Source organism: Chelativorans salis (genome assembly GCF_025336525.1).
In the GTDB taxonomy this organism is placed as follows: Bacteria; Pseudomonadota; Alphaproteobacteria; order Rhizobiales; family Rhizobiaceae; genus Chelativorans; species Chelativorans salis.
The window spans coordinates 20,938-46,896 of sequence record NZ_JAOCZP010000010.1; the positions used below are offsets into that span (position 1 = coordinate 20,938).

General features: G+C 63.1%; 27 protein-coding genes. 14 read left to right on the forward strand and 13 right to left on the reverse strand.

The window, feature by feature from the left end:
• Nucleotides 1-25: 25 nt before the first annotated feature.
• From N5A92_RS23090 to N5A92_RS23130, 9 genes are all read right to left on the reverse strand, one after another.
• Nucleotides 26-1,582: a TRAP transporter large permease gene (locus tag N5A92_RS23090; RefSeq protein ID WP_260906645.1), complete on the reverse strand. Its 1,557-nt coding sequence runs from the start codon at nt 1,580-1,582 to the stop codon at nt 26-28.
• Nucleotides 1,572-2,072 carry a TRAP transporter small permease subunit gene (locus N5A92_RS23095; protein WP_260906647.1) on the reverse strand — a complete coding sequence of 167 codons (501 nt, stop codon included), beginning with the start codon at nt 2,070-2,072 and terminating at the stop codon, nt 1,572-1,574. Before N5A92_RS23095 ends, N5A92_RS23090 begins: the two co-directional genes overlap by 11 nt.
• Before the next feature lie 12 nt (nt 2,073-2,084).
• Nucleotides 2,085-3,674, reverse strand: a complete 1,590-nt coding sequence (locus N5A92_RS23100) for a gamma-glutamyltransferase family protein (protein WP_260906649.1) — start codon at nt 3,672-3,674, stop codon at nt 2,085-2,087.
• Complete coding sequence (locus N5A92_RS23105) at nt 3,674-4,393, reverse strand: GntR family transcriptional regulator (protein WP_260906651.1); 720 nt, start codon at nt 4,391-4,393, stop codon at nt 3,674-3,676. The genes N5A92_RS23100 and N5A92_RS23105 overlap by 1 nt, the downstream gene beginning before the upstream one ends.
• A 153-nt stretch (nt 4,394-4,546) precedes the next feature.
• Nucleotides 4,547-5,983, reverse strand: coding sequence for an amidase (locus N5A92_RS23110; RefSeq protein WP_260906652.1), 1,437 nt, complete (start codon nt 5,981-5,983; stop codon nt 4,547-4,549).
• A 111-nt stretch (nt 5,984-6,094) separates the two neighbouring features.
• A complete protein-coding gene (locus N5A92_RS23115) occupies nt 6,095-7,444 on the reverse strand; it encodes an aspartate aminotransferase family protein (RefSeq protein ID WP_260906654.1) in 1,350 nt (449 codons plus the stop codon).
• Between the two features lie 16 nt (nt 7,445-7,460).
• Nucleotides 7,461-8,123 (reverse strand): HAD family hydrolase, encoded by a 663-nt coding sequence (locus N5A92_RS23120; protein WP_260906656.1) that lies wholly within the window; start codon nt 8,121-8,123, stop codon nt 7,461-7,463.
• Entirely contained in the window at nt 8,120-9,376 is a 1,257-nt protein-coding gene (locus N5A92_RS23125) for a Tm-1-like ATP-binding domain-containing protein (RefSeq protein ID WP_260906657.1), read from the reverse strand. The genes N5A92_RS23120 and N5A92_RS23125 overlap by 4 nt, the downstream gene beginning before the upstream one ends.
• Nucleotides 9,377-9,393: 17 nt before the next feature.
• A complete protein-coding gene (locus N5A92_RS23130) occupies nt 9,394-10,170 on the reverse strand; it encodes an IclR family transcriptional regulator (RefSeq protein WP_260906658.1) in 777 nt (258 codons plus the stop codon).
• Nucleotides 10,171-10,328: 158 nt separating this feature from the next.
• Between N5A92_RS23130 and N5A92_RS23135 the strand changes: the two genes are divergently transcribed.
• The 12 genes from N5A92_RS23135 to N5A92_RS23190 all read left to right on the forward strand — a co-directional run bounded on the left by N5A92_RS23135 (nt 10,329) and on the right by N5A92_RS23190 (nt 21,731).
• Entirely contained in the window at nt 10,329-11,270 is a 942-nt protein-coding gene (locus N5A92_RS23135) for a tripartite tricarboxylate transporter substrate binding protein (protein ID WP_260906659.1), read from the forward strand.
• A gap of 58 nt (nt 11,271-11,328) precedes the next feature.
• Nucleotides 11,329-11,919, forward strand: a complete 591-nt coding sequence (locus N5A92_RS23140; protein ID WP_260906660.1) for a tripartite tricarboxylate transporter TctB family protein — start codon at nt 11,329-11,331, stop codon at nt 11,917-11,919.
• On the forward strand, nt 11,916-13,430 hold the full coding sequence (locus N5A92_RS23145; RefSeq protein ID WP_260906661.1) for a tripartite tricarboxylate transporter permease: 1,515 nt from the start codon (nt 11,916-11,918) through the stop codon (nt 13,428-13,430). The genes N5A92_RS23140 and N5A92_RS23145 overlap by 4 nt, the downstream gene beginning before the upstream one ends.
• 3 nt (nt 13,431-13,433) lie before the next feature.
• Entirely contained in the window at nt 13,434-14,921 is a 1,488-nt protein-coding gene (locus tag N5A92_RS23150) for an aldehyde dehydrogenase (protein WP_260906662.1), read from the forward strand.
• Nucleotides 14,918-16,306: a transaminase gene (locus N5A92_RS23155; protein WP_260906663.1), complete on the forward strand. Its 1,389-nt coding sequence runs from the start codon at nt 14,918-14,920 to the stop codon at nt 16,304-16,306. The genes N5A92_RS23150 and N5A92_RS23155 overlap by 4 nt, the downstream gene beginning before the upstream one ends.
• A 1-nt stretch (nt 16,307) precedes the next feature.
• Complete coding sequence (locus N5A92_RS23160) at nt 16,308-17,102, forward strand: SDR family oxidoreductase (RefSeq protein ID WP_260906665.1); 795 nt, start codon at nt 16,308-16,310, stop codon at nt 17,100-17,102.
• Nucleotides 17,099-17,872, forward strand: coding sequence for an SDR family NAD(P)-dependent oxidoreductase (locus N5A92_RS23165; protein WP_260906666.1), 774 nt, complete (start codon nt 17,099-17,101; stop codon nt 17,870-17,872). The genes N5A92_RS23160 and N5A92_RS23165 overlap by 4 nt, the downstream gene beginning before the upstream one ends.
• A gap of 415 nt (nt 17,873-18,287) precedes the next feature.
• Complete coding sequence (locus N5A92_RS23170; RefSeq protein WP_260906668.1) at nt 18,288-18,530, forward strand: type II toxin-antitoxin system Phd/YefM family antitoxin; 243 nt, start codon at nt 18,288-18,290, stop codon at nt 18,528-18,530.
• Nucleotides 18,530-18,955 (forward strand): type II toxin-antitoxin system VapC family toxin, encoded by a 426-nt coding sequence (locus N5A92_RS23175; RefSeq protein ID WP_260906670.1) that lies wholly within the window; start codon nt 18,530-18,532, stop codon nt 18,953-18,955. The genes N5A92_RS23170 and N5A92_RS23175 overlap by 1 nt, the downstream gene beginning before the upstream one ends.
• A 1,000-nt stretch (nt 18,956-19,955) precedes the next feature.
• Nucleotides 19,956-20,222 (forward strand): hypothetical protein, encoded by a 267-nt coding sequence (locus tag N5A92_RS23180; protein WP_260906671.1) that lies wholly within the window; start codon nt 19,956-19,958, stop codon nt 20,220-20,222.
• Between the two features lie 138 nt (nt 20,223-20,360).
• A complete protein-coding gene (locus N5A92_RS23185) occupies nt 20,361-20,687 on the forward strand; it encodes a hypothetical protein (RefSeq protein ID WP_260906672.1) in 327 nt (108 codons plus the stop codon).
• 69 nt (nt 20,688-20,756) lie between these two features.
• A complete protein-coding gene (locus N5A92_RS23190; protein ID WP_260906673.1) occupies nt 20,757-21,731 on the forward strand; it encodes a DUF3179 domain-containing protein in 975 nt (324 codons plus the stop codon).
• A gap of 110 nt (nt 21,732-21,841) precedes the next feature.
• Here N5A92_RS23190 and N5A92_RS23195 read toward each other — a convergent pair whose 3' ends face one another.
• Both N5A92_RS23195 and N5A92_RS23200 read right to left on the reverse strand, forming a co-directional pair.
• Nucleotides 21,842-21,985, reverse strand: a complete 144-nt coding sequence (locus N5A92_RS23195) for a hypothetical protein (RefSeq protein WP_425248630.1) — start codon at nt 21,983-21,985, stop codon at nt 21,842-21,844.
• Between the two features lie 320 nt (nt 21,986-22,305).
• Nucleotides 22,306-22,722 (reverse strand): VOC family protein, encoded by a 417-nt coding sequence (locus tag N5A92_RS23200; RefSeq protein ID WP_260906674.1) that lies wholly within the window; start codon nt 22,720-22,722, stop codon nt 22,306-22,308.
• A gap of 102 nt (nt 22,723-22,824) precedes the next feature.
• Between N5A92_RS23200 and N5A92_RS23205 the strand changes: the two genes are divergently transcribed.
• The gene (locus N5A92_RS23205; RefSeq protein ID WP_260906675.1) at nt 22,825-23,718 is read left to right on the forward strand and encodes a LysR family transcriptional regulator; all 894 of its coding nucleotides are present in this window, start codon (nt 22,825-22,827) and stop codon (nt 23,716-23,718) included.
• A gap of 67 nt (nt 23,719-23,785) precedes the next feature.
• Here the strand turns inward: N5A92_RS23205 and N5A92_RS23210 are convergent, their stop codons facing one another.
• Nucleotides 23,786-24,271: an anthrone oxygenase family protein gene (locus N5A92_RS23210; protein WP_260906676.1), complete on the reverse strand. Its 486-nt coding sequence runs from the start codon at nt 24,269-24,271 to the stop codon at nt 23,786-23,788.
• Nucleotides 24,272-24,274: 3 nt separating this feature from the next.
• Nucleotides 24,275-25,111, reverse strand: coding sequence for an NAD(P)H-binding protein (locus N5A92_RS23215; RefSeq protein WP_260906677.1), 837 nt, complete (start codon nt 25,109-25,111; stop codon nt 24,275-24,277).
• A gap of 145 nt (nt 25,112-25,256) precedes the next feature.
• On the opposite strand from N5A92_RS23215, the gene N5A92_RS23220 reads away from it, so the two are divergent.
• A complete protein-coding gene (locus tag N5A92_RS23220) occupies nt 25,257-25,862 on the forward strand; it encodes a TetR/AcrR family transcriptional regulator (RefSeq protein ID WP_260906829.1) in 606 nt (201 codons plus the stop codon).
• Nucleotides 25,863-25,959: the final 97 nt, after the last annotated feature.

Here is a 25,959-nt window from a genome sequence, read left to right on the forward strand (position 1 = left end):
TTCTCCTCCCATTTTGCCTACGCGTTCAGTTGAAGATGACGTTTGGAAGCCAGGTCGCGAGTTCCGGGAGTGCAGCGACCAGCGCTAAGGCGAAAAGCTGCAGCAGGATGAAGGGTATGACCGAGGCATAGACATCCCGCGTCGTAAGGGACGCCGGCGCCACGGAGCGGAAATAAAAGAGCGCGTAGCCGAATGGCGGCGTCAAGAAGCTCATCTGTAGGTTCATGCTGATCAGAATGGCGAACCACACCGGGTCCACCCCAGCAGCCATCAGCGGAGGGCCCGCGACCGGGACGACGATGAAGATGATCTCGATATACTCGATGAGAAAGCCGAGGAGGAAGATCACCAGCATGACGGCAAACAGCGCCGTCATCGTGCCACCCGGAAGGTTGGTGAGGAAGTCGCTCACCATCTCGTCGCCGCCAAGCCCGCGAAAGACCAGAGAAAGCATCGTCGCACCCAGCACGATCAAGGTCAGCATTGACACCATCGTGGCCGTGCCGCGCGCCACATCGAGCAGCGCTCCCAGTCGCAGCTCCTGCCAGGTTGCCAAGGCGACGCCAGAAAGCAGAACGGCGAGCGAGAGCACCCCGGTCGCCATCAGGAAAGAAGATGCATTGGCGCCACCGAAGGATCTCACAAGGACAAGCAGGAAGGCGGCCGGCAGCACAGCACCGATGATACTTCGCCGCCAGATCGGCATTTCCTGGCGCTCCATGGCGACCATGACGAGCGCGCCGGCAGCGCCGAGCCCGGCACTTTCGGTCGGCGTGGCTATGCCGCCGAGGATCGAGCCAAGCACGAGCAGGATCAACGCGAGCGGAAGCACCAGCGCCGTCACGAGCTCACCCGTATCGATCTTGTCCCCGCTTTTCCCGCCGGAATAGCGGATCGGCGGGCAGGTTTCCGGGCGGAGGATCGACACCGCAAAGGTGTAAAGAAGATAGAGGCCGACAAGCACCAGACCTGGCAGCAGCGCCCCGGCAAAAAGATCGCCGACCGATACTGGCTCGGGGGCGAAATCGCCCGCTGCGCGGCGACCGGATTGGTAAGCGGCGGAGACCTGGTCCGCGAGGAGGATCAGCAGGATCGACGGCGGGATAATTTGCCCAAGGGAACCGGACGCGCAGATCACGCCCGAGGAAAGGCGCGGCGAGTAGTTGGCGCTGAGCATCGCGGGAAGCGCGATCAGCCCCAGCATGAAAATCGTCGCGCCGATTACGCCGGTTGAGGCGGCAAGCAGCGCACCGACGACGATGACGGCATACGCCATCCCGCCCCTGCGCTCTCCGAAAAGCGCCCCCGCCATCAGCATCATGCGCTTGGCGATATTGGCCTTTTCGAGAAGACTTCCCATGAGCACGAAGAGTGGCACGGCGACAAAGACAGGATTTGTCAGCAGGCCGAAGGCACGCGATGGAAATGCGCTGACGAACGCCAGGTCGAAAACTCCGATGATCGTCCCCAGCGCCGCCACCAGAAACGGCGCCCCCAGAAGCACTAAGCTGACCGGTACTCCGCTCAGGATTCCGCCGAAGAGGAGCACACCCAGCAGGATGAGCAGGAGTTCATGGCTCATCGTGCTCCTCCGTGGCGTACGGCACCCGCCGCAACGCCATGACGAACGCGGCGACGGCGAGCGCGAAGAAGACCAGGCTCAACACGGATTTCAGAAGGAAATAGCCGGGTAGTCCGCCATAGGTGGGAGAGGTTTCCAGCACCCGCCAAGACCTCAGCGTGATCGGCAGCGAGGCCCAGCAGGCATACGCCATAGACGGGAAAAGCAGCACCAGCAGCGCAATCCGGTCGACAAGGCGCCGCCTCTCGTCAGGCCAGCGAGAATAAAAGACATCGACTCGCACGCTGACATTGCGGATCAGCACGAACAGCGCAGGCAGCAAAGCCGAAAAGAGAAAGCAATAGACAAGGAGGTCGAGTGCCCAGGGCCACCCGAGCGAGAAGACGTAGCGCAGGGCAACGACGACAACCTGCGCGAACATGAGGAGGAGAACGACGCTCCCGGCGACCGTCCTCATGGTTTCCGCCACGCTCGCGATCAGCGTCTTCATCCATCCATGCCCTCAGAACCCCAAAGCCGCGCCGTCCTTGCGGGGATCGCTGCCGCCTTCCAGTACATTTCGCGCAAGATCGATCCGGATCGCCTGCGCGCCCCCCATGCCGATGCGGGGGCAGGTTACCTCATGCCCCATTTCGGTAAGCTTGGAGGCGATCTCGTCGCCAAAGCCCTGTTCGAGCGACAGGGCTCCGGTGGCCGGGTCGAGGAAGCTGCGCGGGCTGTCGATGGCCTCCTGGATGTCCATCCCGAAATCGACGAGGTTCGACAGGAAGTGCGCATGCCCCGTCGCCTGATAAGGGCCGCCCATGACGCCGAACGGCATTGCGTAGGCGTCCTGCTTTTCAAGGAAGCCGGGGATGAGCGTGTGCAGCGGCCGCCGGCCGCCCTTGAGCTCGTTCACATGGCCGGCTTGCAAGGAAAATCCGGCGCCGCGGTTCTGAAAGCTGATGCCGAAGCGCCGCGAGGCCATGCCCGAGCCGAACGGCCAAAATGTCGAATAGATCAGGGAGACCGCGAGGCGGTCTTCGTCCACCACGCAGATAAAGACCGTGTCGCGGTGAACGGCCTCCGCCCGTCGGTTGATATCCGGGCTGACGCGCCGGGGATCAATGAGCGCGGCCAGCGCATCGGCTGTTTCGTCGCTCAGCATATGTTCAATGTGTTCCGACGCGGCTTCCGGGTCGCCGATGAAGCGATTGCGCGCGCCATAGGCCAGCCTTGTCGCCTCCGCCTCGAGGTGAACCCGCTCCGCCCCGTTGGGGTCGAGCCTGGAGATGTCGAAGCGCTTGAGAATGTTGGCCAGAAGCAGCGCGGTTGCCCCCTGCCCGTTCGGCGGCAGTTCCACCAGATTGTGGCCGCGATAGTCCGTGAGAAGCGGCTCCGCCTCGGTGGCGGCGGTGGCGGCAAAATCCTCGGCCGTGTGGCGTCCCCCCGCCGCGCGCAGGGTGTCGAGTATGTCCTCCATGACCTCGCCCGCATAGAACGCATCGCGGCCATGGCGGGCAATCAGCCGCAATGCCTCGGCCTGCGCCGGCGAGGCAAAGATGTTGCCCGCCGCATAGGGTTCGCCTTGCTTGAGATAGTGGTCGCGCCCTGAGCCCTGGAGACGTGGTCCGAACTCCGCCCAGTCGAGCGCGGAGCGATGGCACACCGGCACACCCGTCTCGGCATAGCGTATGGCGGGCTGAAGGACTGTGCCGAGATCGAGCCGGCCGTGCGTATGCACGAGCCTGTCGAACGCATCGATGGCGCCGGGTACGGTGACAGAATGAACGGAATCGACCGGCACCGCGCTCAGGCCCTCTTCACGCAGCATCGAGGCATCGAGCGCCATGGGCGCGCGCCCGGAGCCGTTGAGGCCGAAAATCGCTCCGGTCTTCGGGTCACGGACCATCGCAAACACATCTCCGCCGAGCCCGCACATCATGGGCTCGCAGAAACCCAGCACCACCGCGCCGGCCACGGCCGCATCCACGGCGTTTCCGCCCGCCTTCAGAATGTCGAGGGCCGTCATGGCTGCAAGCGGATGCGAGGTCGCGCACATCGCTCCCGTGGCAAAAGCGACCGATCGGCCTGGTCCGCTATAGTGATGCATCAGATAACCTCTTGCCAGGTCTTGCCTTGGGCCTGACCGGGAACGGCGAAGCCGCCGTGCACCGATGCAAGCGCGCTCCCCTCTTCCTCCAGGATGCCTTTGACGGTCAGAAAACTGCGGCCGATATGTTCAATCATGAGGCAATGCGCCGCCTCCGCATCCCTGTCCAGCACGGCCTGGACAATCTGCTCGTGCTGCCGGTGGGGAACGTGAAGCTGTGTCTCGAAATTTGGCAGCGTGTAGGGCGCCGAGCTGTAGAGTTCGACGCGCACCCGCATTTCGTTGGCGACCGAGCACAAGGCGCCGTTGTGCGCTCCCGTATGCAGCAGCGCATGAATTTGAGCATCCAGATCGCGGCAGCGAAGGCGATCGCCCTCTTCGCTGGCCCTGCGAGAGTGATCGATGAGCGCCTTCAAGGCGATGCGCTCCGCCTGGGTCATCCGTTCGGCCGCATATCGCGCGCAGATCGCCTCGATTTCGCCCATGGCCTCGAAGGAACTCTCAAGCTCCGGCATGCTGAGCGCTCTGACACGCGCCGAGCGCCTCGGGCGCATCTCCACGAGCCCTGCCGCCCCGAGCTGCTGCAGCGCCTCGCGTATGGGAGTTCGTGAGACACCGAAACGTGAGGCGAGCGACTGCTCATCAAGACGCTGTCCGGGCTTCAGGTGGCCCGACAGGATCAGGTCGGCAATCTTGTTTTTCAGTCGGCTTCTCAGCATAGACCGCTTCCCACGCCTGGAAGCGTACCTTCACATCGTTTTGTACTCAAATCAATGGTCTTGTATGCAGAATTTGTAAAGATGAACAATAACAGCTGTTTATGTAAGCCCGAATCACTCGTAACCGCACTCGATGGGGCGACAGCCGTCGCGTTAGCCGACAACCACGGGATCGATCGGCCCCCGCGGGCCGCCGGTCGCAACTTCGACCGCGCGAGCAACCGCCAGTAGCCGAGCCTCGCCGCGGTGATGTCCGATAAGTTGGAGCCCGATTGGGAGACCGCCCTCGCTCAGGCCGACCGGAACCGAAATGGCAGGTAACGCGGTCGTGGTGGCGAGGAAGGAAAACCTCAGCCAGGAGATATAGTCCGTAAGCGGCACGCTATCGATTTCGGTCGGATATTCCTCTTCGACAGGACCCGGCATGAGCCCGACAACCGGGCAAGCGAGCACATCGAAGTCACGGAGGAAGCCGACAACATTGTCGAACAAGCGCGAGCGGTTCAGTTGGGCGTCGTAGACATCATCGATGCTGAGCTTGCGTCCAAACGCGATATTCTCGCTCAGGGTCCGCTTGAAATGCTTCTGGACCGCATCCGGTGCACGGCCGGGCAATGCGGCCCACAACATCGCCCGGAGGACGCGGTAGGTCCTGTCGAGATCGGGGAGCTCCGGGCAATCCTCAACCACCACGGCGCCCGCAGCCTCAGTCTTGCGCAGTGCGTCGCGGAGACAACCATCCATCTCCTGCGAAACGAGCCCGAAGCTGTTCATGTCGGCGGTAAAGGCGATACGGATGTTGGCGTCCGCCCGTTCCACCGCCTGTTGGTAGGACGTAGCGGGCGCGGGCCAGGAAAGCGGATCATCGGCGCTGAAGCCCGACATGGCGTCGAGAAACAGGGCGGTGTCGCGCACGCTGCGCGCCATCGGTCCTTGCACACCTTCGGTGTGGAATTTCATCAACTGCGGTCCGCCCCCGGCGACTCCCGGGCTGGGGCGCAGGCCGACGACGCCGCAATAGGCGGCCGGTGTGCGCAACGATCCGGCCAAGTCCGATCCATGAGCGAGCCAAACCTCGCCCGTTGCAAGCGCCGCAGCCGCACCACCCGAGGAGCCACCTGCATTCAGCTTCGTGTTCCACGGATTTCGGGTCATGCCGAAGATGTCGTTGAAGGTGTTGGCGCCGGCGCCGAATTCAGGCGTGTTCGTCTTTCCCACGACGATGGCACCGCGCGCCTCCAGCCGCTCTACGAGCGCGCCCGAGCGCTCGGGGACGTAGTCGGCCAGGCCCTTCGTGCCCATTGTCGTGCGGACGCCGCCCACCTCCATCAGATCCTTGATCGCAATCGGCAGGCCGCCGAGCCAGCCGGGCATTCCGGCATCGTCGCTGGAGATATCCCGCGCGGCTGCCTCCGCGCGGTCCCGGCACAAGGTTGGCATTGCGTTGATATGTGGCTCCACAGCCGCAATGCGTGCGAAGGAAGCCTCAACCAGCTCTACCGGAGAAATTTCCCTTTTCTTCAAAAGGTCCACGATCTCGTGGGCCTCATACGCACACAGCTCCGGTCCGGTATAGGTTGGGAGAACCATGTCGCTTGCCTCCAGATAGCAGGGCCGGCTGACCGCAATATTCGTCAATCCAGCAGGCAGTTTCCAAGGTCGAAATCTACGCAGGTCGCTGCGCCCTGTCGGGCCATTCGCTCAGACTGTGGCAAGACCGGCATCGAGCGCCTCGCCTATTGTCTGCACCTCCTCGGCGGTCAAGATCAGCGGCGGCGAGAGGATGATGTTCGATCCGGAGACACGCAGCATGACGCCCGCCTCGTATGCGGCGTCGGAGACGCGCTTCATCACGCCCTTGTCGGCCGGCTTCTTGGTGGAGCGGTCGGAGACGAGTTCGAGTGCTGCCATCAGGCCCTTATAGCGGACGTCGCCGACAAGGTCGTGCTTGGCCTTCAAGTCCTCGAGCGCTGTGGCCAGTTCCAGCCCGCGCGCAGCGGCGTTCTCGTTCACTTTCAGCCGCCGTGTCTCGGCCAGCGCGGCGACGCCGGCGGCGCAGCCGACCGGATGGCCGGAATATGTGTAGCCATGGCCGATTGAACCGAAGCTCGACTTGTCAGCCTCGAATACCTCGGCCACCGCGCCGCTGATCAGGGTGGCGCCGAGGGGGAAGTAGCCCGATGTGATGGCCTTTGCGATGGTCATCATGTCCGGCTTGACGTTGCTCAGCCGCGATCCTGACCACGCGCCGGTGCGCCCGAAGCCGGTCACCACCTCGTCTGCGATCAGAAGGATCTCGTGGCGGTCGCAGATGTCGCGCACCAGCGGCATGAAGCTTTCATGCGGTACGATCACGCCGCCCGCCCCCAACACGGGCTCCATGATGAAGGCGGCGATGGTGTCGGCGCCCTGGAAAGCGATCTCGTCTTCGAGCGCGTTGGCGCACAGTCGCGCCAGCTTCTGCGGATCAGTTTCGTCGAACGGGTTGCGATAGGTGTAGGGCGCGGGAATGTGGTAGACGCCCGGCAGCAGCGGTTCGTAGTTGCGGCGGAAATTGGCATTGCCGTTGACCGAGGCGCCGCCGAAATGCGTACCGTGATAGCCCTTCTTCAGCGCCAGGAACTTGGTGCGGTCACCCTGCCGCCGGATTTTCCAATATTGCCGCGCCAGCCTCAGCGCCGACTCCACCGAGTCGGAGCCGCCGGAGGTGAAGAAGGCGCGCGCCATGCCCTCCGGCTCGAACCACTGTGTGAGTTCCCACGCGAGCTCGATGGATGGCCCCGTCGACGTGCCGCGAAAGCCGGAATAGTAGGGCAGCATATCGAGTTGCGCGGCAATCGCTGCTTTCACCGGCTCGCAGCTATAACCGAGGTTGACGTTCCAAAGACCGCCCACAGCATCGAGCACGGTGCGGCCTTCGAGATCCGTCACGTGGGCGCCCTGCCCTTCCATGACGACACGCGGCGGGTTCGCGCGCATATCGGCCGGGTGCGCCATGGGGTGCCATATCTGCTTGGCGTTGTTTTCGGCGAGAAAGTTGGTGTCGCGCATGTTTGCTCCCTGTCTGTCAGTCCCCGAAGGCGAGGCCGAAATGGGCGAGCGCTTCGGAATAGGATTTATGGGGATCGCCGACATCGAAATGAACAGTACGCATTCCGGCTGCCGTCGCGCCGTCGATGTTGCGCTTCTGATCGTCGACAAAGACGCAGGCCCCGGCCGGCAGGTCCAGGGTGGAGGTCACGGCGGCGTAGGTGAGCGGATCGGGCTTCAGGATGCCGGTGTAGGTCGCGTCGACAATCGTGTCGAACAGCGAAAGCAGCGGCAGCCGGCGGCGGAAATCAGCGCCATAGAAAAGGTCGAGCTCGTTCGACAGGACTGCCAGGCGCACACCCGATTCACTGGCCATGCGGATCGTGCGCTCGGCCTCCGGCCGCACCACGGCTTCCGGATCGGCGCCGCGGGCGCGCTGGACGAAGGTCTCCATCTGCTCCCAGTCTTCGCCCACCAGCCGTCCGACCTCGCGCGTGCGCGCCCGCCAATAGTCGCGTTCGCTGATTTCATCCGCCTGCATGGCCTGCCAGAGCTGGTCCGTCTCGGGCGCGAACGGACCGCGCCACGTCAGCGTGCCGGCGGGAATCCCCAGCGCCTCCTCCGTCAGATCATGCGTCTCGAACAGGGTGCGCGTGACCACGCCGCCGAAGTCGAGGACAAGGGCCTGCGGACGGGTCATGTCGCAGCCTGCCGTTCCGAAACGCCGGATGGGACCACACCTTCCTTGACCCAAGCATCGAAGATCGAAAGCGCCTTGTCGATGAAGGCCCTGCTGTTGATGTGCTCCGGGATCTCATGAAGATCGACTTTCTCGGGCACGCTGCGGCGCATCTCGTCCACGAAGGCCGCAAGCGCCTCCGGCTCGTAGAGCGGCTCGCCTTGCCTGTCCCATTCCTGAATGCCGCCCGCCGGCAGGATGAAGGCTGCGGGCCCCTTGGCAGCGGCCAGCTTCGCACCAATCTCCCGTGCGATGCCGCGCCGCGCCTCACTGTCGCTCGTGACGGAGGCAAGCAGACGGTTGTGCGCGTGATAAGGCCGATCGGCAAAACGCTTCGGCACGGGCTGCCACGTGGGAAAATCGACCATGTCGATGGCACCGGGAGCGACGATCTGCGGCAAACCTGCGCGGCCTGCATTTTCCAACCGGTCGGCGCCGGAGGTCACGACCGAATCGGCCAGATGGTTCGCCAATTCCTGCAGGCTGAAATCCATGACAGCGGCGAACCCGCGCTGGGCGGCAATCGCCTCCAGCGCCCGGCCACCCATGCCCGTCGTGTGAAAGATGACCACCTCGTAGCCGCGTTTTTCCAGCTCTGGCTTCAGCGTCGTCATATAGCTCAGGCAGCTCTTGCCCAACGAGCTGATCGCGACGACCGGCCGCTCCCGGCTTGGTTGCTCGGCCACGCGCGCCGCGCCGACCACTGCGCCGCAAGCCTGCGACAGCACGGCCTTGCAGGTGGAGTTCAGCCCGTAGAGCCCGCCGGCCCACAGGATCATCATCAGGTCCGTGGCAATGCGCTCTGGCGGGATGAGGTGCGAGTAGGCAATGGTAGAGACCACGAATTTCGGCACGCCGAGTGGCAGCGCCAGGGCGACGTCCAAGGCCAGATCGGTCCCCATCGTGCCTCCGAGCGCGATGATGCCGTCGATTTCGCCACGCTCGCGAAGCTCCTTCGCCAAGCGCGATGCGCCGGCTGCCATCAGCGTCATCGCACTGTTTTCGTCGCCTGAATCGATGATTGCCGTGATCGTGGTATCGGCTGCGGCGGCAACCGCATGCTTGTCGTATTCCGGCGTATAGGGCGGGTCGCCAAGCACGCTGACGTCTAGCATGACGGGCGCACCGCCCGCCTCGCGCACTTTCGCCCGCATGAAATCGAGCTCGTCCGCCTTGGTGTCACCGGTCCCGATGATCAGGATCCGTGGCTGCATGTCCGTTACCTCCCTCGTCATGCAATAGCCCTGGTTTCGAGAGCTTCGAAGCTTTCGCCGTTGAGCCTCTCACTGATTTCGCGCGCCGCGGCCGCGACGGCCTTGCCGCGCTCCGTGGCGGCCGCCTTCGGTGTGCGCACCACGGGGGCGGCGATGGCCAACGTTCCGATGGAGTAGCCGTCCGTCCCCAGGATCGCCGCGCCCACGCTGATGACGCCCTCCTCATAGCCCTGGTCGCTGATGGAAAATCCGCGCTTGCGCGTGGCCTCGATCAAGCTCGCGAGATCTGCCGGATCGGTGACCGTACGCGAGGTGAAGGGAGCGAGCGGCTCGGCCATCGCCGTCTCCAACACCGGCTCCCGCGCATGCGCCAGAAAGGCAATGCCCGAGGCTGTCGAGTGGAGCGGAAGATATTCACCGACATTGACATTGACGCGGTTGGCGCGCGCCGGATGCTCCACATGGACGGTGAGCAGAAATCCATTGCTGGCCTCCGACAGGTGCACGGTCTCGGCCGTCGTCGCGGCCAGATCGCGAATGAAGGGCAGCGCGGTTTGAAGAAGCGGGAACCGTGCCTCGCGGATGCGCGCCAGCCGCGTGAGGCCGGCGCCCAGTCGGTAAAAGCGCGTTTCGGAATCCTGCTCGACAAAGCCATGCTGCGTCAGCGAAACCAGGAGGCGCCGCGTGGTCGCCTTGTCGAATCCAGAGCGGCGCGCAATCTCCGTAAGACCGAGTTCCGGCTCATCGACGCTGAACAGCTCAAGCAGCGAAATCGCTTTGCTGACCGTGCTCAAGCATCCCTCCTCGCCTTTTTGCAATCCTGGTGTCGAATTTCAGGTTGACAGGTAGCAAATTGGTTTGCAAGTCTATATTTGAAATAAGAGTTCAAATAATGAACCGATGAAAATAAGGGGAATGCGGGTGGCTGGCCCGCACAACAGGGAGTTGAAGCATGCGAAAACTGATAGGCGTTCTGCTGACGGGCACTGCGCTGGCACTGGCCGCCGCCGGCGCTGCTTACGCGGACTATCCCGAGCGCCCGGTCACCTTCATCGTGCCGTGGCCGCCAGGGGATCTCGAGGACCAACTGACGCGCGTCATCGCCGAGGAGATGCAGCGCGAGACGGGCGTTCCGGCCAAGGTGGTGAACCGGCCCGGAGGCGGCGGGATCGAGGGCGCGACGGCCGTCTCGCAGGCTGACGCGGATGGCTACACGATCGGCTCCTTCGTCATCGACATCCCGACGATGCATGTCATCAAGGGCAATGCCGAATATACGCGCGACACATTCGAGCCGATCGGCATTTTCCTGACCTATCCCTTCGCGCTCGTCGCGCCCGCGGATGCGCCCTACTCCAATCTCAGCGAGCTTGCCGAATACGCCAAGTCCAATCCGGTTCGCCTCGGCCACTTCGGTTATGACTTGGTGCCCACCATGGCGACGTTTGCCGCGGCGCAGGAACACGGCTTCTCCTTCAGCACCGATGCCGCTTTCGACTCGCTCGATTGCTCGACACTGGCGACCGGCGACGTGGATGTGATGAATACCACGATGGCGACGGTGCTCGGCTGCCTGGAAGATGTGAAGGTGCTGGCGGCCTATACGGACGAGCCGCTTTCCATCAAACCCGACGCACCACTCCTTTCCGAGCAGGTGCCGGGCCTCGACATCACCCTGTGGAACGGGCTCTTCGTACCGAAGGGTACGCCGCAGGAGGTGAAGGACAAGATCGCGGAGATCGCCGAAAAGGCCGTTCAATCCGACAAGGCCCAGGACATAGCGAAAGCCACGGGCGCCGGCGTCTATTGGACGGGCGCGGACGAGGCGGCGAAGCGCATCGATGAAGACTATGCGGCCGCCGAAGCGCTCGTCGAATCCGTGCAAGGAAAATGAAGCTCTCGCGGCGCGCCTTTCATAGGGCGCGCCGTTTTTCCATCCGCCGGAGATGGTAATGACCCACAGCGGCCCGGCCGGAACCGAACCCGAGATCGTCGAGGATAAGCCAGAGGATGTCGCCCCGCCGCCCGCGGAAGGGCTGGCTGCCCTCGTCTTCACCGGGATTGCCCTGATCCTGCTGGTGCTGGCGCCCGTTGAGACCCAGCCACAGCCGGCGGACAGGGGCTGGTATCTGGCGCCGGTCAACTGGCCGGTGATCAGTCTTCTGCTCGCGGCTATATCCGGCGCCGTTCTGAGCTGGCAATTCTTCGCCGAGTACGGCGCAACGACGGACAAGGCCCTGTTCCGGCGACAGGCATTCAGCGCTTTCGACGGGCTCGGCAGGGCGCTGGAATACAGTTTCTGGTTCTGCCTTTACCTGATCGGCATAAGCTATCTCGGCTTCGCCCTCGCAACACTCGCCTTCATGCAACTCGTCATCTGGCGGGCCGGACTGCGTGGCCCGAAATGGGTACTGACGGCCGCTCTGATGACGGTGGCCATCGTGGTCATCTTCCGGCTCGGCATCGGGCTCTGGTTCCCGCTGGCACCGATCTTCAAGCTATTGCCAGCCTGGGTGGGCAACACCTTCGGGAGCGTGCTGTGATCGAAACATTTCTGCTCGGCCTGGAGAATGTCGCGCAATGGCAGGTGATTCTGGCGCTTCTGTTCGGCGCATTGCTGGGCATCATGGTTGGCGCCGTTCCCGGACTGGAGCCGGCGGGTGCCATGGCAATCCTCCTGCCCTTCAGCCTGCAGCTCGAGCCGCTGCCGGGCGTCATGCTGCTGCTCGGTGCTTATGGCGGCGCCTGGTATGGGGGCGCGATTCCGGCCATCCTGATCCGCGTTCCCGGCACGCCCGTCAATGTGCTGACCACCTATGACGGCTACCCGATGGCCAAGCGCGGCGAGCCGCACCGGGCGCTGTCGCTTGCCTACTCCTCCTCGTTCGTCGGCGGCATAGTCTCGGTGCTCGCGCTTGTCCTGCTTGCGCCCTATCTGGCCACTGTCGCTGCGCGTTTCGGCGCGCCGGAATATGCGATGGTCGCCATTCTCGCCTTGGTTTCCGTGCTGCTTGCCCATCAAAAGCACGTCGTCGCGGCGATCCTGTCGCTGGGCTTTGGCCTGTTCCTGGGGTCTGTCGGGTTCGAATCCCCGTTCAATACGCAACGCTATACCTTTGATCAGCAATGGCTTCTGGGCGGTATTCCGATGGTGCCGGTGGTCATCGGCCTGTTCGCCATGTCGCAGGCTTTCGTGCTGCTCGACAAGGAAAGCCCGACCGGACAGGCCAAGAGCTTTACCCAGCGCAACCGCTTTCGAGGCCTGATGGAGGTCTTCTGCTATCCGCGCACCCTGGCGCGCTCTTCGGGGCTCGGTGTCACCATGGGCCTGTTGCCGGGCGTGGGCGAGTTCGGCGCGCAATTCCTTTCCTATTCGCTCGCCCGGCGTTTTTCAAAGAAGCCGGAAGAGTTCGGCAAGGGCTCCCCCGAAGGTCTGATCGCGTCCGAAAGTTCGATCAACGCCTGCACCTGCACGGTTCTCGTTCCGCTCTTGTCGCTCGGCATTCCGGCCGACCCGCTGATGGCGATGCTTCTCGCCGTCTTCATGATCCACAATATCATTCCCGGCCCGCAACTCTTTGCCGAGCATCCGGATTTCATCTCCGGGCTTTATATATCGCTCTTCTTGCTCAATGTTATCGTGCTTGTTTTCCTGCTCTTTGCGACGAAGCACATTGTGAAACTGTCGCGGATCAACCCGAAGATCATCGGCGCGACCATTCTCGTGCTGGCGCTTATCGGCTCCTACACGCAGAATTACCGGCTTTCCGATGCGCTGATCACGGTGATCTTCGCCATCATCGGACGCTTCATGCTGCGGAACGGCATTCCCGCCTTCCCGCTGGTTATCGGCCTGGTGCTCGGACCGATACTGGAAGTGCGGCTGAAACAGTCCCTCAGCCTCTCCAACGGCGATCCGACGACTTTTCTCACACGGCCGATCGCGGCGACGCTGCTTGCGCTCGCCGTTACCGCGGTCGTCCTCTTCACCGTCTCGCAGGTCCGCGCCGCACGGGCGCGGCCGAAGCAATCCCTCAGATCGAACGAGAGCTAAGTCATGCTCCAGCAACAGATCGACAATCTGCGCCAAGAACCGATCCCGCCGCAGAGCCTGTTCATCGGCGGCAAGTGGCAAACGGCAGAAGCCGGCGGTTCGCTCGACGTCGCCTCACCGATTGATGGCAGCCGGCTGACCACCATCGCTGACGCCGATGCGTTCGATGTGGATCGCGCCGTCCAGGCCGCACGAACGGCCTTCGACAAGGGCACCTGGTCGCGCGCGGCCCCAGCCGAACGCAAGAAGGTCCTCCACCGCATCGCAGACTTTATCGAGAAGCACGCGCTGGAACTCGCTGTTCTCGGCGTGCGCGACAACGGCACCGAAATCTCGATGGCGCTGAAGGCCGAGCCGGGAAGTGCGGCCGGAACCTTCCGCTACTATGCCGAGGCAATCGACAAGGTCTATGGCGAGATTGCGCCGACGGCGGAGAATGTGCTGGGCCTCGTGCATCGCGAGCCGATTGGCGTCGTAGGGGCTATTGTGCCGTGGAACTTTCCGATGATGATCGGCGCCTGGAAAATCGCCCCGGCACTTGCCGCCGGCAATTCCGTGGTGCTGAAGCCTGCCGAGACGGCTTCGCTGTCGCTTCTGCGCTTGGCGGAGCTATGCACCGAGGCCGGGCTGCCGGACGGCGTCTTCAATGTCGTCACCGGACGCGGCGCAGTCGCCGGCGAGGCGCTGGGGCTGCACATGGATGTCGACGTTCTGGCCTTCACCGGCTCGGGCGGCGTCGGGCGTCGGCTGCTCGAATATTCGGCGCGCTCGAACCTGAAACGGGTCTATCTGGAGCTTGGCGGCAAATCGCCCAACATTGTTTTCGCTGACGCGCCGGATCTGGACAGGGCAGCCAAGGTCGCCGCCTACGGCATCTTCCGCAATTCCGGCCAGGTCTGCGTGGCCGGCTCGCGCCTGCTGGTGGAACGCTCTATCCATGATGCTTTCGCGGAGAAGGTTGCGGCAATTGCCGCGGGGATGAAGGTCGGCGACCCGCTGGACACGGCCACGGAAGCCGGTGCGATCAACAGCGCCGAGCAATTGTCGAAAACCCTGTCTCATGTGGAGAAGGCTGTTTCGGAGGGCGCCAGCCTGAAGACTGGCGGCAAGCGCATCCTTGAAGAGACGGGCGGCTTCTACATGGCACCCGCCGTATTAGATGCCGTGCGATCCGACATGACGCTGGCATGCGAGGAGGCGTTCGGGCCGGTACTGGCCGTCATGCCCTTTGGCGACGAGGCGGAGGCCGTCCGCATCGCCAATGCGACGACCTACGGCCTCGCCTCCGCCGTCTGGACCGCGAACCTTTCCCGCGCGCACCGCATGGTCCGGGAAATCCGGGCGGGTGTGGTGCACGTCAACACCTATGGCGGCGCAGACGTCACCGTGCCGCTTGGCGGGGTGAAGCAGTCCGGCAATGGCCACGACAAGTCGCTGCACGCCCTCGACAAATACACCGACCTTAAGACCGCATGGATTTCGCTCTCATGACCGCAACCGACGGCACCGTTTCGCAGACCATCGACAGGCTGATCGACGCCGAACAGGAGCGCTTTGCCGAAACACACCCGCGTTCGGCCGAGGCCTGGGCGCGCGGGCGCAAGCATTTCCTTTACGGGGGGCCATCGCACTGGATGCGACGGTGGGCCGGCGGCTTCCCGATCTATGTCGAGGAGGCGCGAGGCTGCCACGTGCGCGACATCGATGGGAACGATTTTATCGATTTCTGTCTCGGCGACACGGGCGGCATGTGCGGTCATGCGCCGGAAGCGGTGACCCGCGCTGCTGTGCGCCAGCTGGAGCGCGGTACCACGCACATGATGCCGACCGAGGACAGTCTTTGGGTCGGTGAGGAACTCACCCGCCGCTTCGGCCTGCCCTACTGGACGCTGACCACCTCCGCCACCGATGCCAACCGCGGCGCCATCCGCATCGCCCGCATGATCACCGGGCGCGACAAGGTGCTGGTGTTTTCGGGATGCTATCACGGGGGGGTCGAGGAGGCACACGTCGAGCTGCGCGACGGCCAGATGCAGATGCGCAACATGATCCATCCCAATGGCGTGGACCATGCGCGCGTGTCGAAGGTCGTCGAGTTCAACGATGTGAACGCGCTGGAGGAGGCGCTGGCGGCGGAGGACGTGGCTTGCGTGCTGATGGAGCCACTGATGACAAATTTCGGCATGATCCCGGTCGCCGGGGGCTTCCACGACGCGGTACACGAGGCGACGCGGCGCACCGGCACGCTATTGATCATCGACGAGACGCATACGCTTTCCTGCGGGCCGGGCGGATATACGCGGCTGCACGGCCTAGAGCCCGACATCTTGGTCGCCGGCAAGGCGATTGCGGGCGGCATTCCGGCCGGAGTCTTCGGCGTCAGCGAGGAGACTGCAGCTCGACTCTGGAAGGAGGTGCCGCACGTCAACCCGCGCCAGCGTCAGTCGGCCCATTTCGGCATCGGCGGCACGTTGGCGGGCAACGCTCTGACAATCGCCACGATGCGTGCGGTACTGGAAGGGGTCCTAACGCCGAAAAACTATGAGAAGATGATCGGCCGTGCAGATCAGCTGGCGGGGGCTGCCCGCGCGGTCATCGCACAGCACGGCCTGCCCTGGCACGTCACGCAGATCGGCGCCCGGATGGAGATCATGTTCTCCCCTCGCCCGCCGCTGAACGGGGCGGAGGTGATCGCCACGCGGCGTGGCAACCTGGAGACGCTTCTGCACGCGTTCTACATGAACGAAGGCATTCTCGTTACACCCTTCCACACCATGTTCCTGATGTGCCCGGCCACCGAGGATGCCGACGTGGACAAGCACAGCGCCGTTTTCGGGCGCTTCACCAAGGCCGTGATCGAGGCGGGAGTGACCTGAGATGATGGCCTTCGATCTTTCCGGCAGAGTTGCCATCATCACCGGCGGCGGCCGGGGCATAGGTGCTGCCATCGCCACGCGTTTCGCCGAGGCCGGTGCTCGTGTCATTATCGCCAACCGCACGCCGGAACCGGCGGAAGAATTGGCGGCCACGCTGAGTGAGCACGGTCTAACCGTAGGCACCACCGCCTGGCCCGGCACGGGACGCACCGAAATCCGTGAGATGGTCGACCGGATCGCCGACGAAGAAGGCCGGCTCGACATCCTCGTCCACAACGCCGGCGGCTGTCCGTGGGCAAATATCGAGGAACTCGACGAAACGAAGCTTACCGAGGCGCTGGACATCAATCTCCAGGCCTTCGTCTGGCTGACGCAGGCGGCGATCCCGCACATGAAACGCAACGGTTTCGGGCGGTTGCTCGTCACCTCCTCCGTCTCCTCGCGCGTAGCAATGGCGGGTGGTGCGCACTATTCAGCCGCCAAGGCCGGCGTGAACGCCTTCGTGCGCGGCGCCGCCTTCGAGCTCGCGCGCACGGGCATCACGGTCAACGGCGTGGAGCCGGGCTTCATCGCCAAGCCCGGGCGCGGAACGCTTTCAACGCCCGAGAAGCAAGCAGCGATCGGCCGCTACATCCCCATGGGACACATGGGCGAGGCCGACGACATCGCGTATGCCATGCTCTATCTGGCCTCCCCGGAAGCCAAATATACGACCGGCCAGACCATCGTCGTCGATGGCGGCTCGACCCTGCCGGAGACCGGCTATGCCATCGAAGACTACTGGGGGCTTTCGTGAGCGGGCGGCTTGCCGGACGGACGGCGCTGATCACGGGGGCCGCCACCGGAATGGGCCGGGCGACGGCGGAGCGGTTTGCCAAGGAAGGCGCCGGCCTGGTGCTCTTCGGGCTGGGCGGTGATGTGCTTGAGGAAGCGGCCGCCATAACCGGCTGTAGCGCAATCCACGGTGATGTTACCGAAAAGGATGATATTGCACGCGCCATTGAAGCTTGCGGCGGCCGGCTCGACATCGTCGTCAACACCGCCGGCGTAATTCTGCTCGATGAACCCGAGACGCTTACGGACGAGACCTGGGAAAAGAGCTTCGCTGTCAACGTCACCGGCGCTATGAAGGTCTGCCGCGCATCCCTGCCGCTGCTCAAGCTTCGCGGCGGCGCTGTCGTCAATATCGCCTCGGTCGGCGCCTTCAACGCCAGTGCCGTGAACGCCGCCTATTCGGCCAGCAAGGCGGCGCTCGTCTCCTACACGCGCTCGCTTGCTTATGCCCATGGAGCCGACGGAATTCGCGCGAACGCCGTTGCGCCCGGCTGGGTTCGCACGCCGATGAGCGAATATGAGATGGAGGTGGCGGCGCGTGAGAACGGCACCACGCCTGAGGAGGAATTCATGGCGCTGACGAAGCGGATCGCGTTGCGCCGGGTAGCAACACCGGACGAGATCGCCTCTTGCTGCCTATTCCTTGCCTCTGATGAGGCTTCCTTTGTCACTGGCGCCGTGCTCGTCGCAGACGGTGGCGGCCGGCCACCAACCCAAAACAGGGCGGTATAACGCGAGGAAGCGCGTCTTCGCTGCAACGCCGCAATCTTCTGTGACCCTCCTTGAGAGCCGGATGACGATGACAAAGATCTGGGGGCTATTCAGATCCCGCGACCGTTCTGACAGGCCTGCCACGAACCATGCGGCGACATGAACTCCGGCTCATCGTGCCGCCCGCTGACAGCACCATCTACGAGATGCAAGCGCGGCAAATTCCCTCGGCGCTTCAATCTCACGCCCCCTCAACCTGAAGCGGGCAAAGGAAAGCGGCAGGCTAGTCGACCTTTGCTTCCCGGCTGATCGTCGTTTCGGATACCGGCCAAACGCTTAGCAGCGTGGCCACTAGCTCTGGCAGGTAAGATGCTCTCCGCTGGAATTTTTGAGCTCGATGCGCTATATGACTATCTACATGGTCAGGAGCGCAAACATGAACACGATCAATCTGGCGGACGCCAAGGCACATCTGAGCGAACTCGTCGACCGGGTCGAGGCTGGGGATTCGATCGATATTACCCGACGCGGCAAGCCGGTCGCGCGCCTCACAGCTGTGGCCAGGCCGCGCAAGCGGATCGATGCCGTTCTGCTCCAGTCCCTGACGGCGACCATGCCGCCGCAGGCCCAGAGCGCCGCCGAACTCGTGCGGTCGATGCGGGATGGCGATCGCTACTGATGCTCTATCTCGACACGTCGCTGATCGTCGCGGCGCTCTCCAACGAAGCCATGACCCCGCGTGTTCAGGACTGGCTGGCGGAGCAGGATCCGGCGCAACTTTTGATCAGCGACTGGACCATCACCGAAATGTCTTCAGCTATGGCGATCAAGCTGCGGACCGGCCAGATCAGTCTGGAGCAGCGCGCCGCGGCGCTCGCCATGTTCAACAAGCTAATCGCCGAGAGCTTCACCGTACTGCCGGTGACAGGCGGGCATTTCCGGTCGGCGGCAAGGTTCGCCGACCAGCACACGCTGGGGCTCCGTGCCGGCGACGCACTGCATCTCGCGACCGGGTCCGAGCATGGCGCCACGGTCCACACGCTCGACCAGCGTCTTGCCGAGGCCGGTCCGGTGCTCGGTGTGCCGACGCAGTTGCTGGCATGATCCAGGCCCTCTCCTGCCCGGCCGATAGCGGTTGATGAGACAAGGAGCGATAGTAATTCCGGCGCTCGACAGGAGGGTGGCGGACTTAACACTACGGTCTTCAGTCAGCGATTGAAGGCTTTCGGTCCGTTTTCCGGGGCAGAGAAGTTGCTGTTGCGAATCAGAATTTTGAACGCGAAGAGTTGCGCCAGGGGCACGGATCACGCTGCGAGAAGGTCTCTTGTCCATATAAATCGCTATGCACTTTGCGACAGAACCTCATCGCTGGAGGCAGCACTCGCACAAGCAAATCTCCTGTGAGCGACGATCCAAAGGCGGAAGCCCCGCGGGCCCCGCACCGTCACTGCCCCTCATCTCTTCGCCCGGCGTCAACAACCCCGTCGCGCTTGCCTTGCGGGCATGACCGCCTAGAGCACACCAGGGAATTCTGAAGGGAACAACTCGATGAAGAAAAACAGCGTGCCCTACAAGCAGCTTTGGAAGAGAGGAATCCATTAGGAAGTAGCGGCATAGGCTGCAATCGCCTGGTGGAGATGATCGAATGTCAGCGGCATGCGGCGGTCACTGCAGAGGTCCTCGTGCTGGTGATCCAGGTTTCGAGCGGAACTACCACCGCGTCGGGGAGCAGTCGAACGAGTTGGGGAGCGCGCCTGGCGAGCCCGACCTGGCAGATACCGATGCCGCATCCCGCACGGATTGCCGCGAGCTGGGCGAGCTGGTTGTCGATGCGGTAACATCTCGGCACCGCGGTGGCACGGCATTGCACGATATAGGCGGCTCGTTCTACGATTTGTCGCCGAACGCTATCTCGGCACCGCGCGGGTGCGCGTCGCCTCACCGCCCGACGACTGGGGCGGACCGGTGCCTGGTGAATTGGGCCGCGCTACTTGCCGCCAGCCCGCGCTACGCCCCCCAGGCTGAGGGACTGCGGCCCGTGGCCAACGAACTCGGCCGCATTTGCGGCCGAAGGCGCGCGCGCCCCTGTGAGGAGGTCCGATCCATGTCCCAACTACCGAATGAAGAGCTCGAAGGAAGACTGAACGCCCAGCGCGAGACACTGGCATTCCTCATCGCCCATCTGACACATCTGGAGGGCGACAGCTTGCTGGATGCCCTCGATGAGCAGTCGCAGTTCCAGGATCACCAGGAGGACCCCGGCGCAGTGCCTACGAGCGCCTTCGCCATCGAGGGCGCCATGATGCGCGAGTTCCGCCTGATCCTCGAAGAGGCCCGCGCCCGACTGAAGGAGATGCGCAACGGATGTTGAGGTTGACGCGCGGCCACGAGATCACAGCTCATCGAAACGCCCGCCCTCGTGCGCATTGGTGCGCTCCTCCTCGTCATAAGGCAGGCAAGGTACGGGGATTGGCGGCTTATCTGGATCAGCTAGCTTTCGTGAGCCCGCATGCTCGGCGCGCTGCTCCTCGATCAGGAGCAACTGGAGGAAGCCGAGGCGGTCTACCGCGCAGACCTAGGGCTCGACGACACACTGGCCCGCGCCTGCCAGCATCCCCAGAACGTCTGGAGCCTCCACGGCCTCCATGAGTGCCTCACCCGCCGGGGCGAGACGGTGGAGAAACGGCACATACAGCGCCGGCTCAACCAAGCCTTGGCCCGCGCCGAGGTACCGGTGCGCGCGCCCTGCTACTGTCGGCGAAAGGCTGGCCAGGTTCAAATTGGCGCAGTTGTATGGCGGCGGCTTCATCGTCCGCGGCACTTCCACTGGTTGTGATTGGACCGTGATCCGTCAGAGGCGTTGGTATGACCGGAAGCAAAACTGCGCTTTATCGGATAAGCCATCATGCTGACGTTGGTTCGCATATTTGTTCTCTCCGTCCCGATCGTCGCCGCCGCCGCCCAGGCCATCGCGGATCCCACAAGTTGGTCTCGCGAGGGCTGGGAGACGGATTTTTCCAAGTCGTCGGTCCCCTTCGAGGAGATCATCTCCGGCGGCCCGCCGCGCGACGGCATTCCCTCCATCGACGACCCAAAATTCGCGGCTGCGTCGGCGGTGCCGGATATCGAGGCGCGCGAGCCGGTGATCCAGTTCGGCCTCGGCGGCGACATCCGGGCCTATCCGCTGCGGGTGCTCACCTGGCACGAAATCGTCAACGACGTGGTCGGCGGCGTTCCTGTCGCGGTGACCTATTGCCCGCTCTGCAACGCCGCACTCGTCTTCGATAGGCGTCTGGATGACAGGGTTCTGGAGTTTGGCACGACGGGTAAGCTGCGCAACTCCGATCTCGTCATGTATGATCGGCAGACCGAGTCCTGGTGGCAGCAGTTCACCGGCGAGGCTATCGTCGGCACGCTGAACGGCCGGAAGCTGAAGCTCCTTCCCTCGCGCATCGTTGCCTTCAGTGCCTTCCGCGAGGCCTATTCGGGCGGCCCCGTTCTCGTCCCCAACGATCCCAGCTTCCGCGACTACGGCCGAAATCCCTACGCCAGCTACGACAGTTCCGCGACGCCGTTCCTCTATCGCGGCGACCTGCCGGAGGACATTCCGGCGATGGCGCGCGTGGTGGTCGTCAGGACGCAGGACGAGCCGATCATAGTGACACTCGATCGGGTGCGTGCAGGCACCTTGGAAAGGGACGGCTACCGGATCGAATTCGAGGAAGGCGTAGCCTCGGCGCTCGATCATTCGACCATAGCCAAGGGTCGCGACGTCGGCACCGTTCGGGTGACTCGGGACGGCAGGGACGTAGTGCACGACGTCACTTTTGCCTTCGTCGCCCACGCCTTTCACCCGGACGTTCCAATCATCGGCAAGTAATGCGAGATTGCACACGGCTTACAGACGACCGCCGCTCTCGCCGGTGGACGGAGAGACGAGCATTCGGCCTCTCGCATCAAGAGAGCTGCTCCCGTCTTAGCGGGAAGCGCTCACCGCTGCACATCATGCGGTGCAGGACCACCGGCCAGCTTGCGTGCTGGCGCCACCTTGGCCTTGCGCATCCCGGCGCGCTGGCCCACCGCAAGCGCCCAGAACTTCAAGGCTGAGCCCTTGACCGGCGGTGTCAGCATCACGTGGCTTCGGCCATGACGCCGTTCACATCTTCATTGTGAGGGACGACCGCCTCGACCAAAACCCTCGGTCGCCGGCGCTAGAGGCCCGTTACCCCATCTAAGGCGGGGAGTCGGGTTCCCGTTTCGAAAGGCCGGTCGCGGCGAGGCTTTTCACCCGACGGCAGGACATCAGTCCGCGGCTGCTCCGCGAACGGCATCGTCAGAAGCAACGCGGATCATGTGCGTTGCCCCTCGTAGATTCTGGGTTTGACGGCTGGACGTTGGGCCGGCAGGCGCATAGCCTGCCGGCCACGGAGATTTCGTCGGGCCTGCTCGGCAGGCTATTCGTCCATGGCGGATGTCGCTTCCAGGTCCATCCACATCGGCTCGAAGACATGACCGTCGGGATCCTCGAAGGTGCGGAGATACATGAAGCCCATGTCCTGCTTTTCGCGGATGTCGGCCTTGCCGCCGGCGGCGGCCGCCGCCTCGGTGATGGCGTCCACCTCATCACGACTGTCACGCGAAAGCGCGATCAGCATGCCGACGGCATCTCGCGGGTTTGCAATCGGCTTTGACGTAAACGTCGAGAAATAGTTGCGCGTCATCAATTGGAAGGTGATCGTATCCGACCAGACCATCGAAGCTGCATTCTCGTCGCTGAACTGTTCGTTCTTCTCGCACCCGATCGCCTCATAGAAGCGCGTCGAAGCGACGATGTCCTGCACCGGCAAGTTTACGAAGATCATCTTGGGCATTTGGGCTCTCCTTTTGGGTTGACCCCTCATACATAGCATCTCCCAATATTGCGAATAATCCATCGAGTTTGTTACATACTCTCCAGCGAAGTGAGATAATCGATGGCCCGGCTTGAAGATCTGGAAACGTTTGTCGCCATTGTTGAGAACGGCAGCCTGACGGCCGCTGCCAAGCGGCTTGGGCGCCCGCTCCAGTCGGTGAGCCGGTCGCTCTCGGTGCTGGAGCAGGATGTCGGGGTCGAGCTGGCACGCCGGACGACTCGCCGGATGAGCCCGACAGAAGCCGGGCTCACCTTCTATAACCGTGTGAAACCAGCGGTGGCAGAGATAGAAGAAGCGAAACTTCAGGCCGGCAATCGCCGCATCGAGGCCACGGGCCTTTTGCGTGTCGGCGCCCCAGTGTTCTTTGCTCCCGCCTACATCGTGCCCGCCGCTGTCGAATACATGTCGCGTCACCCGCGGGTCGAAGTCGACCTGAAGCTGTCCGACAAGTTTGTCGACCTCGTCGAAGAGAAGCTGGATCTGGCGATCAGAATTGGGGATCTTCCCGACGCCGACCTGAAGGCGAGGCGCTTTGGTGCGTTGCGCCGCGTTTTCTTTGGTGCACCATCCTATTTTGAAAAGCATGGCCGGCCGGAACATCCCGCCGCGCTCGTCGAACATCAATGCGTCGTGCGGTCGGTATCGGCCAATGATTCCCGATGGCCGTACAAGGATGGAAATACGGTCAAATCCATCCGGGTGTCGGGCCGTTTCCGAGCGGATCACGGCGCATCCATGTATGCCGCGGTGGCTGCCGGCCTGGGGATCGGCTTCACGCCGTTGTGGCAGATACGTCAGCTGGTTGACGAAGGACGGGTGGAACTCATCCTCATCGACCATGAGCCCCCTCCTGTTCCGATCCACGTTGTCTGGCAAGGCGGCAAGCTGATGCCGGCGAAAACCAGGCTCTTGATCGATACCCTCGCCCGTCGCTTGAAGAACGCGCGGCTCTAAACGCTCCGCGACAGCGGCGGTAGAACCCTGCCAGCGAGGTGTACGCACCTGCTGGCAGCAGCTCTGCTCATTTGACGGCGAGAGCCGTGACGAAAAATGTCAGCGCTGCGGCCGACGAGATCGTCCGGACATGATTCCAGAATGTCCAATCCCGACGAAAGCGTGCCCAGAGATCGGCCGCCTGCCCGGTAGTCGGATCGACGCCCGCCAGCGCGTCGTTGAGTGGCACATTGAAGACCATCGTGACGACGAACATCCCAAGCACGTATACAACGCCACCGGTGAGCGTCGCGATCGCGCCGGGCTCACCAAGCCGGAACAGCGCGAGAACGACGAGTGCGGCGGCCGCTAGCGTGGTGCCGAAAAAGAACGGCATGAATAATGAGCGATAGATCACCACATTGATGGCGTTCATGGCAGCGATCCCCGCCGCCTGGTCAACGCGGCCGAGCGCCGTCATGATGAAGGCCGAGAACGCGAAGTAGACGCCCGCAAGCAGTCCGCAACCGACGGCGGAGAACCACAGCAGGGCCGATGTGAGGTGCTGGCTCATGTCTCAGGTCCTCCATACGCCGGTTTCCGCCGTCGCGCGGACATAGTCCGAGAAATCGCGTGGTGCGCGGCCCAGCGCTTTTTGGACGCCGTCCGTGACGTAGGCATTCCGCCCGTCCAGCACCTCGCGGGTCAGGCGCTCCAGCAGCCCGACGAATTCCGCCGGGATGTTGTCCTGCTTTCTGAGTTCAACCGCATAGTCCTCGACCGATACCGGAATATAGCGGATGTCACGGCCGGCAGTTGCGGCGATCTCGGCAATGGCCTGGCGAAAGGTCAGCATGCGCGGGCCCGTAAGTTCGTAGAGTTGTCCGATGTGGCGGTCATCCGTCAGCGCCGCGACCACCACGTCGGCAATATCTTCCGCATCGATGAACGGCTCCAGCACGCCATCGCGTGGGAATACGACCTCACCGGCCAGGATGCCATCAAGAAAGAAATTCTCGGAGAAGTTCTGGGCGAACCAGCTGGGGCGAACGACGGTCCATTCCGCACCCGAAGCAATGAGGACTTGTTCGGCTTCCTGCGCCTCTGGCTCGCCGCGGCCTGAAAGCAGCACCAGGCGCTTCAGACCATTTTGCACGGCGAAAGAGGTGAAGGCGCGGATTGCCTCGTCCGCACCCGGCAGGGCGAGATCCGGATAGTATGAGATGTAGGCGGCTTGCACGCCGTCGATCGCCGCGCCCCAGGTCTGGCGGTCGTTCCAGTCGAAGCGCGGGTTCGCTGAACGCGATCCGACGCGGACGTTGAAACCCCGAGAAGTGAGGCGGTCTGCGACGCGACGCCCGACCTTTCCTTTGCCGCCGATGACAAGGATGGGCTCATGAAAGATGATGCTCATTTCAGTTCTCCTGCACAATGTGAGCTTATCTCACATTTGCAAAAGCGATAAGTCCTCATATTATGAGAGTCAAGTAAAATGTGAGGATTTCTCATAAATGGCCAAGCGGCAATCGACTTCAGACACCGGTGCGAAGCATCACGATATGCGCAGGGGCGCGCGGATTACGCCCACGCAAAAGCGCAGCCGCGAGCGAATGGAGCGCATCCTGAGCGTCGCCACGGAACTGATCGCCGCGACCGGAAGCGACGCCATGCGGATGAGCGAGGTGGCCGAACGCAGCGGCATCTCGATCGGGTCGCTGTATCAGTATTTTCCGGATAAGCGAGCGATCATCGCCGCACTGGCCGAACGCTACCACGAGACCAGTCGGGCGTGCATAAGCGAGGATTTGGCCGACGTGCAGACCCTCGGTCAGTTCCGAGATGCATTTTCAGCACTGATCGAGACATACTACCAGCTGTTCCTCGAACAGCCTGCCATGCGCGACGTGTGGTCCGGCACGCAGGCCGACAAGACCTTGCTGGATATCGAGCTCCTCAACAGCAGGGAAAACGGCGACCTCGTTGCCAGCACGCTGGCCAAGCTGATGCCCGCAGCGGATGAGGCGGCACTCGCCACCAAAGCTTTCCTTGTCATGTCTTTGGGCGAGGCCACCATGCGTCTGGCAATTTCCGTCACGCCTGAAGAAGGTCGCTTGATCGTGGAAACCTATAAGCGCATGGCGCTGAAAGAGCTCACGTCGAAGTAGCTCAGCAGTCCGAGCTCGTCGCCACCTTCTTTACTTATCAACCTCGGGAATACCTGACGTTTGTACTTGAATATTGAGATAGGAATTTCGAGGTCGC

Coding starts and splice junctions, on each gene's coding strand:
- N5A92_RS23200 (WP_260906674.1), bottom strand. CDS start 22,722: ATGCCCAAGATGATCTTCGTAAACTTGCCGGTGCAGGACATCGTCGCT.
- N5A92_RS23155 (WP_260906663.1), top strand. CDS start 14,918: ATGACCGCAACCGACGGCACCGTTTCGCAGACCATCGACAGGCTGATC.
- N5A92_RS23190 (WP_260906673.1), top strand. CDS start 20,757: ATGCTGACGTTGGTTCGCATATTTGTTCTCTCCGTCCCGATCGTCGCC.
- N5A92_RS23135 (WP_260906659.1), top strand. CDS start 10,329: ATGCGAAAACTGATAGGCGTTCTGCTGACGGGCACTGCGCTGGCACTG.
- N5A92_RS23120 (WP_260906656.1), bottom strand. CDS start 8,123: ATGACCCGTCCGCAGGCCCTTGTCCTCGACTTCGGCGGCGTGGTCACG.
- N5A92_RS23185 (WP_260906672.1), top strand. CDS start 20,361: ATGCTCGGCGCGCTGCTCCTCGATCAGGAGCAACTGGAGGAAGCCGAG.
- N5A92_RS23160 (WP_260906665.1), top strand. CDS start 16,308: ATGATGGCCTTCGATCTTTCCGGCAGAGTTGCCATCATCACCGGCGGC.
- N5A92_RS23110 (WP_260906652.1), bottom strand. CDS start 5,983: ATGGTTCTCCCAACCTATACCGGACCGGAGCTGTGTGCGTATGAGGCC.
- N5A92_RS23205 (WP_260906675.1), top strand. CDS start 22,825: ATGGCCCGGCTTGAAGATCTGGAAACGTTTGTCGCCATTGTTGAGAAC.
- N5A92_RS23090 (WP_260906645.1), bottom strand. CDS start 1,582: ATGAGCCATGAACTCCTGCTCATCCTGCTGGGTGTGCTCCTCTTCGGC.
- N5A92_RS23215 (WP_260906677.1), bottom strand. CDS start 25,111: ATGAGCATCATCTTTCATGAGCCCATCCTTGTCATCGGCGGCAAAGGA.
- N5A92_RS23170 (WP_260906668.1), top strand. CDS start 18,288: ATGAACACGATCAATCTGGCGGACGCCAAGGCACATCTGAGCGAACTC.
- N5A92_RS23210 (WP_260906676.1), bottom strand. CDS start 24,271: ATGAGCCAGCACCTCACATCGGCCCTGCTGTGGTTCTCCGCCGTCGGT.
- N5A92_RS23220 (WP_260906829.1), top strand. CDS start 25,257: ATGCGCAGGGGCGCGCGGATTACGCCCACGCAAAAGCGCAGCCGCGAG.
- N5A92_RS23180 (WP_260906671.1), top strand. CDS start 19,956: ATGTCCCAACTACCGAATGAAGAGCTCGAAGGAAGACTGAACGCCCAG.
- N5A92_RS23100 (WP_260906649.1), bottom strand. CDS start 3,674: ATGCATCACTATAGCGGACCAGGCCGATCGGTCGCTTTTGCCACGGGA.
- N5A92_RS23125 (WP_260906657.1), bottom strand. CDS start 9,376: ATGCAGCCACGGATCCTGATCATCGGGACCGGTGACACCAAGGCGGAC.
- N5A92_RS23140 (WP_260906660.1), top strand. CDS start 11,329: ATGACCCACAGCGGCCCGGCCGGAACCGAACCCGAGATCGTCGAGGAT.
- N5A92_RS23175 (WP_260906670.1), top strand. CDS start 18,530: ATGCTCTATCTCGACACGTCGCTGATCGTCGCGGCGCTCTCCAACGAA.
- N5A92_RS23150 (WP_260906662.1), top strand. CDS start 13,434: ATGCTCCAGCAACAGATCGACAATCTGCGCCAAGAACCGATCCCGCCG.
- N5A92_RS23115 (WP_260906654.1), bottom strand. CDS start 7,444: ATGCGCGACACCAACTTTCTCGCCGAAAACAACGCCAAGCAGATATGG.
- N5A92_RS23095 (WP_260906647.1), bottom strand. CDS start 2,072: ATGAAGACGCTGATCGCGAGCGTGGCGGAAACCATGAGGACGGTCGCC.
- N5A92_RS23105 (WP_260906651.1), bottom strand. CDS start 4,393: ATGCTGAGAAGCCGACTGAAAAACAAGATTGCCGACCTGATCCTGTCG.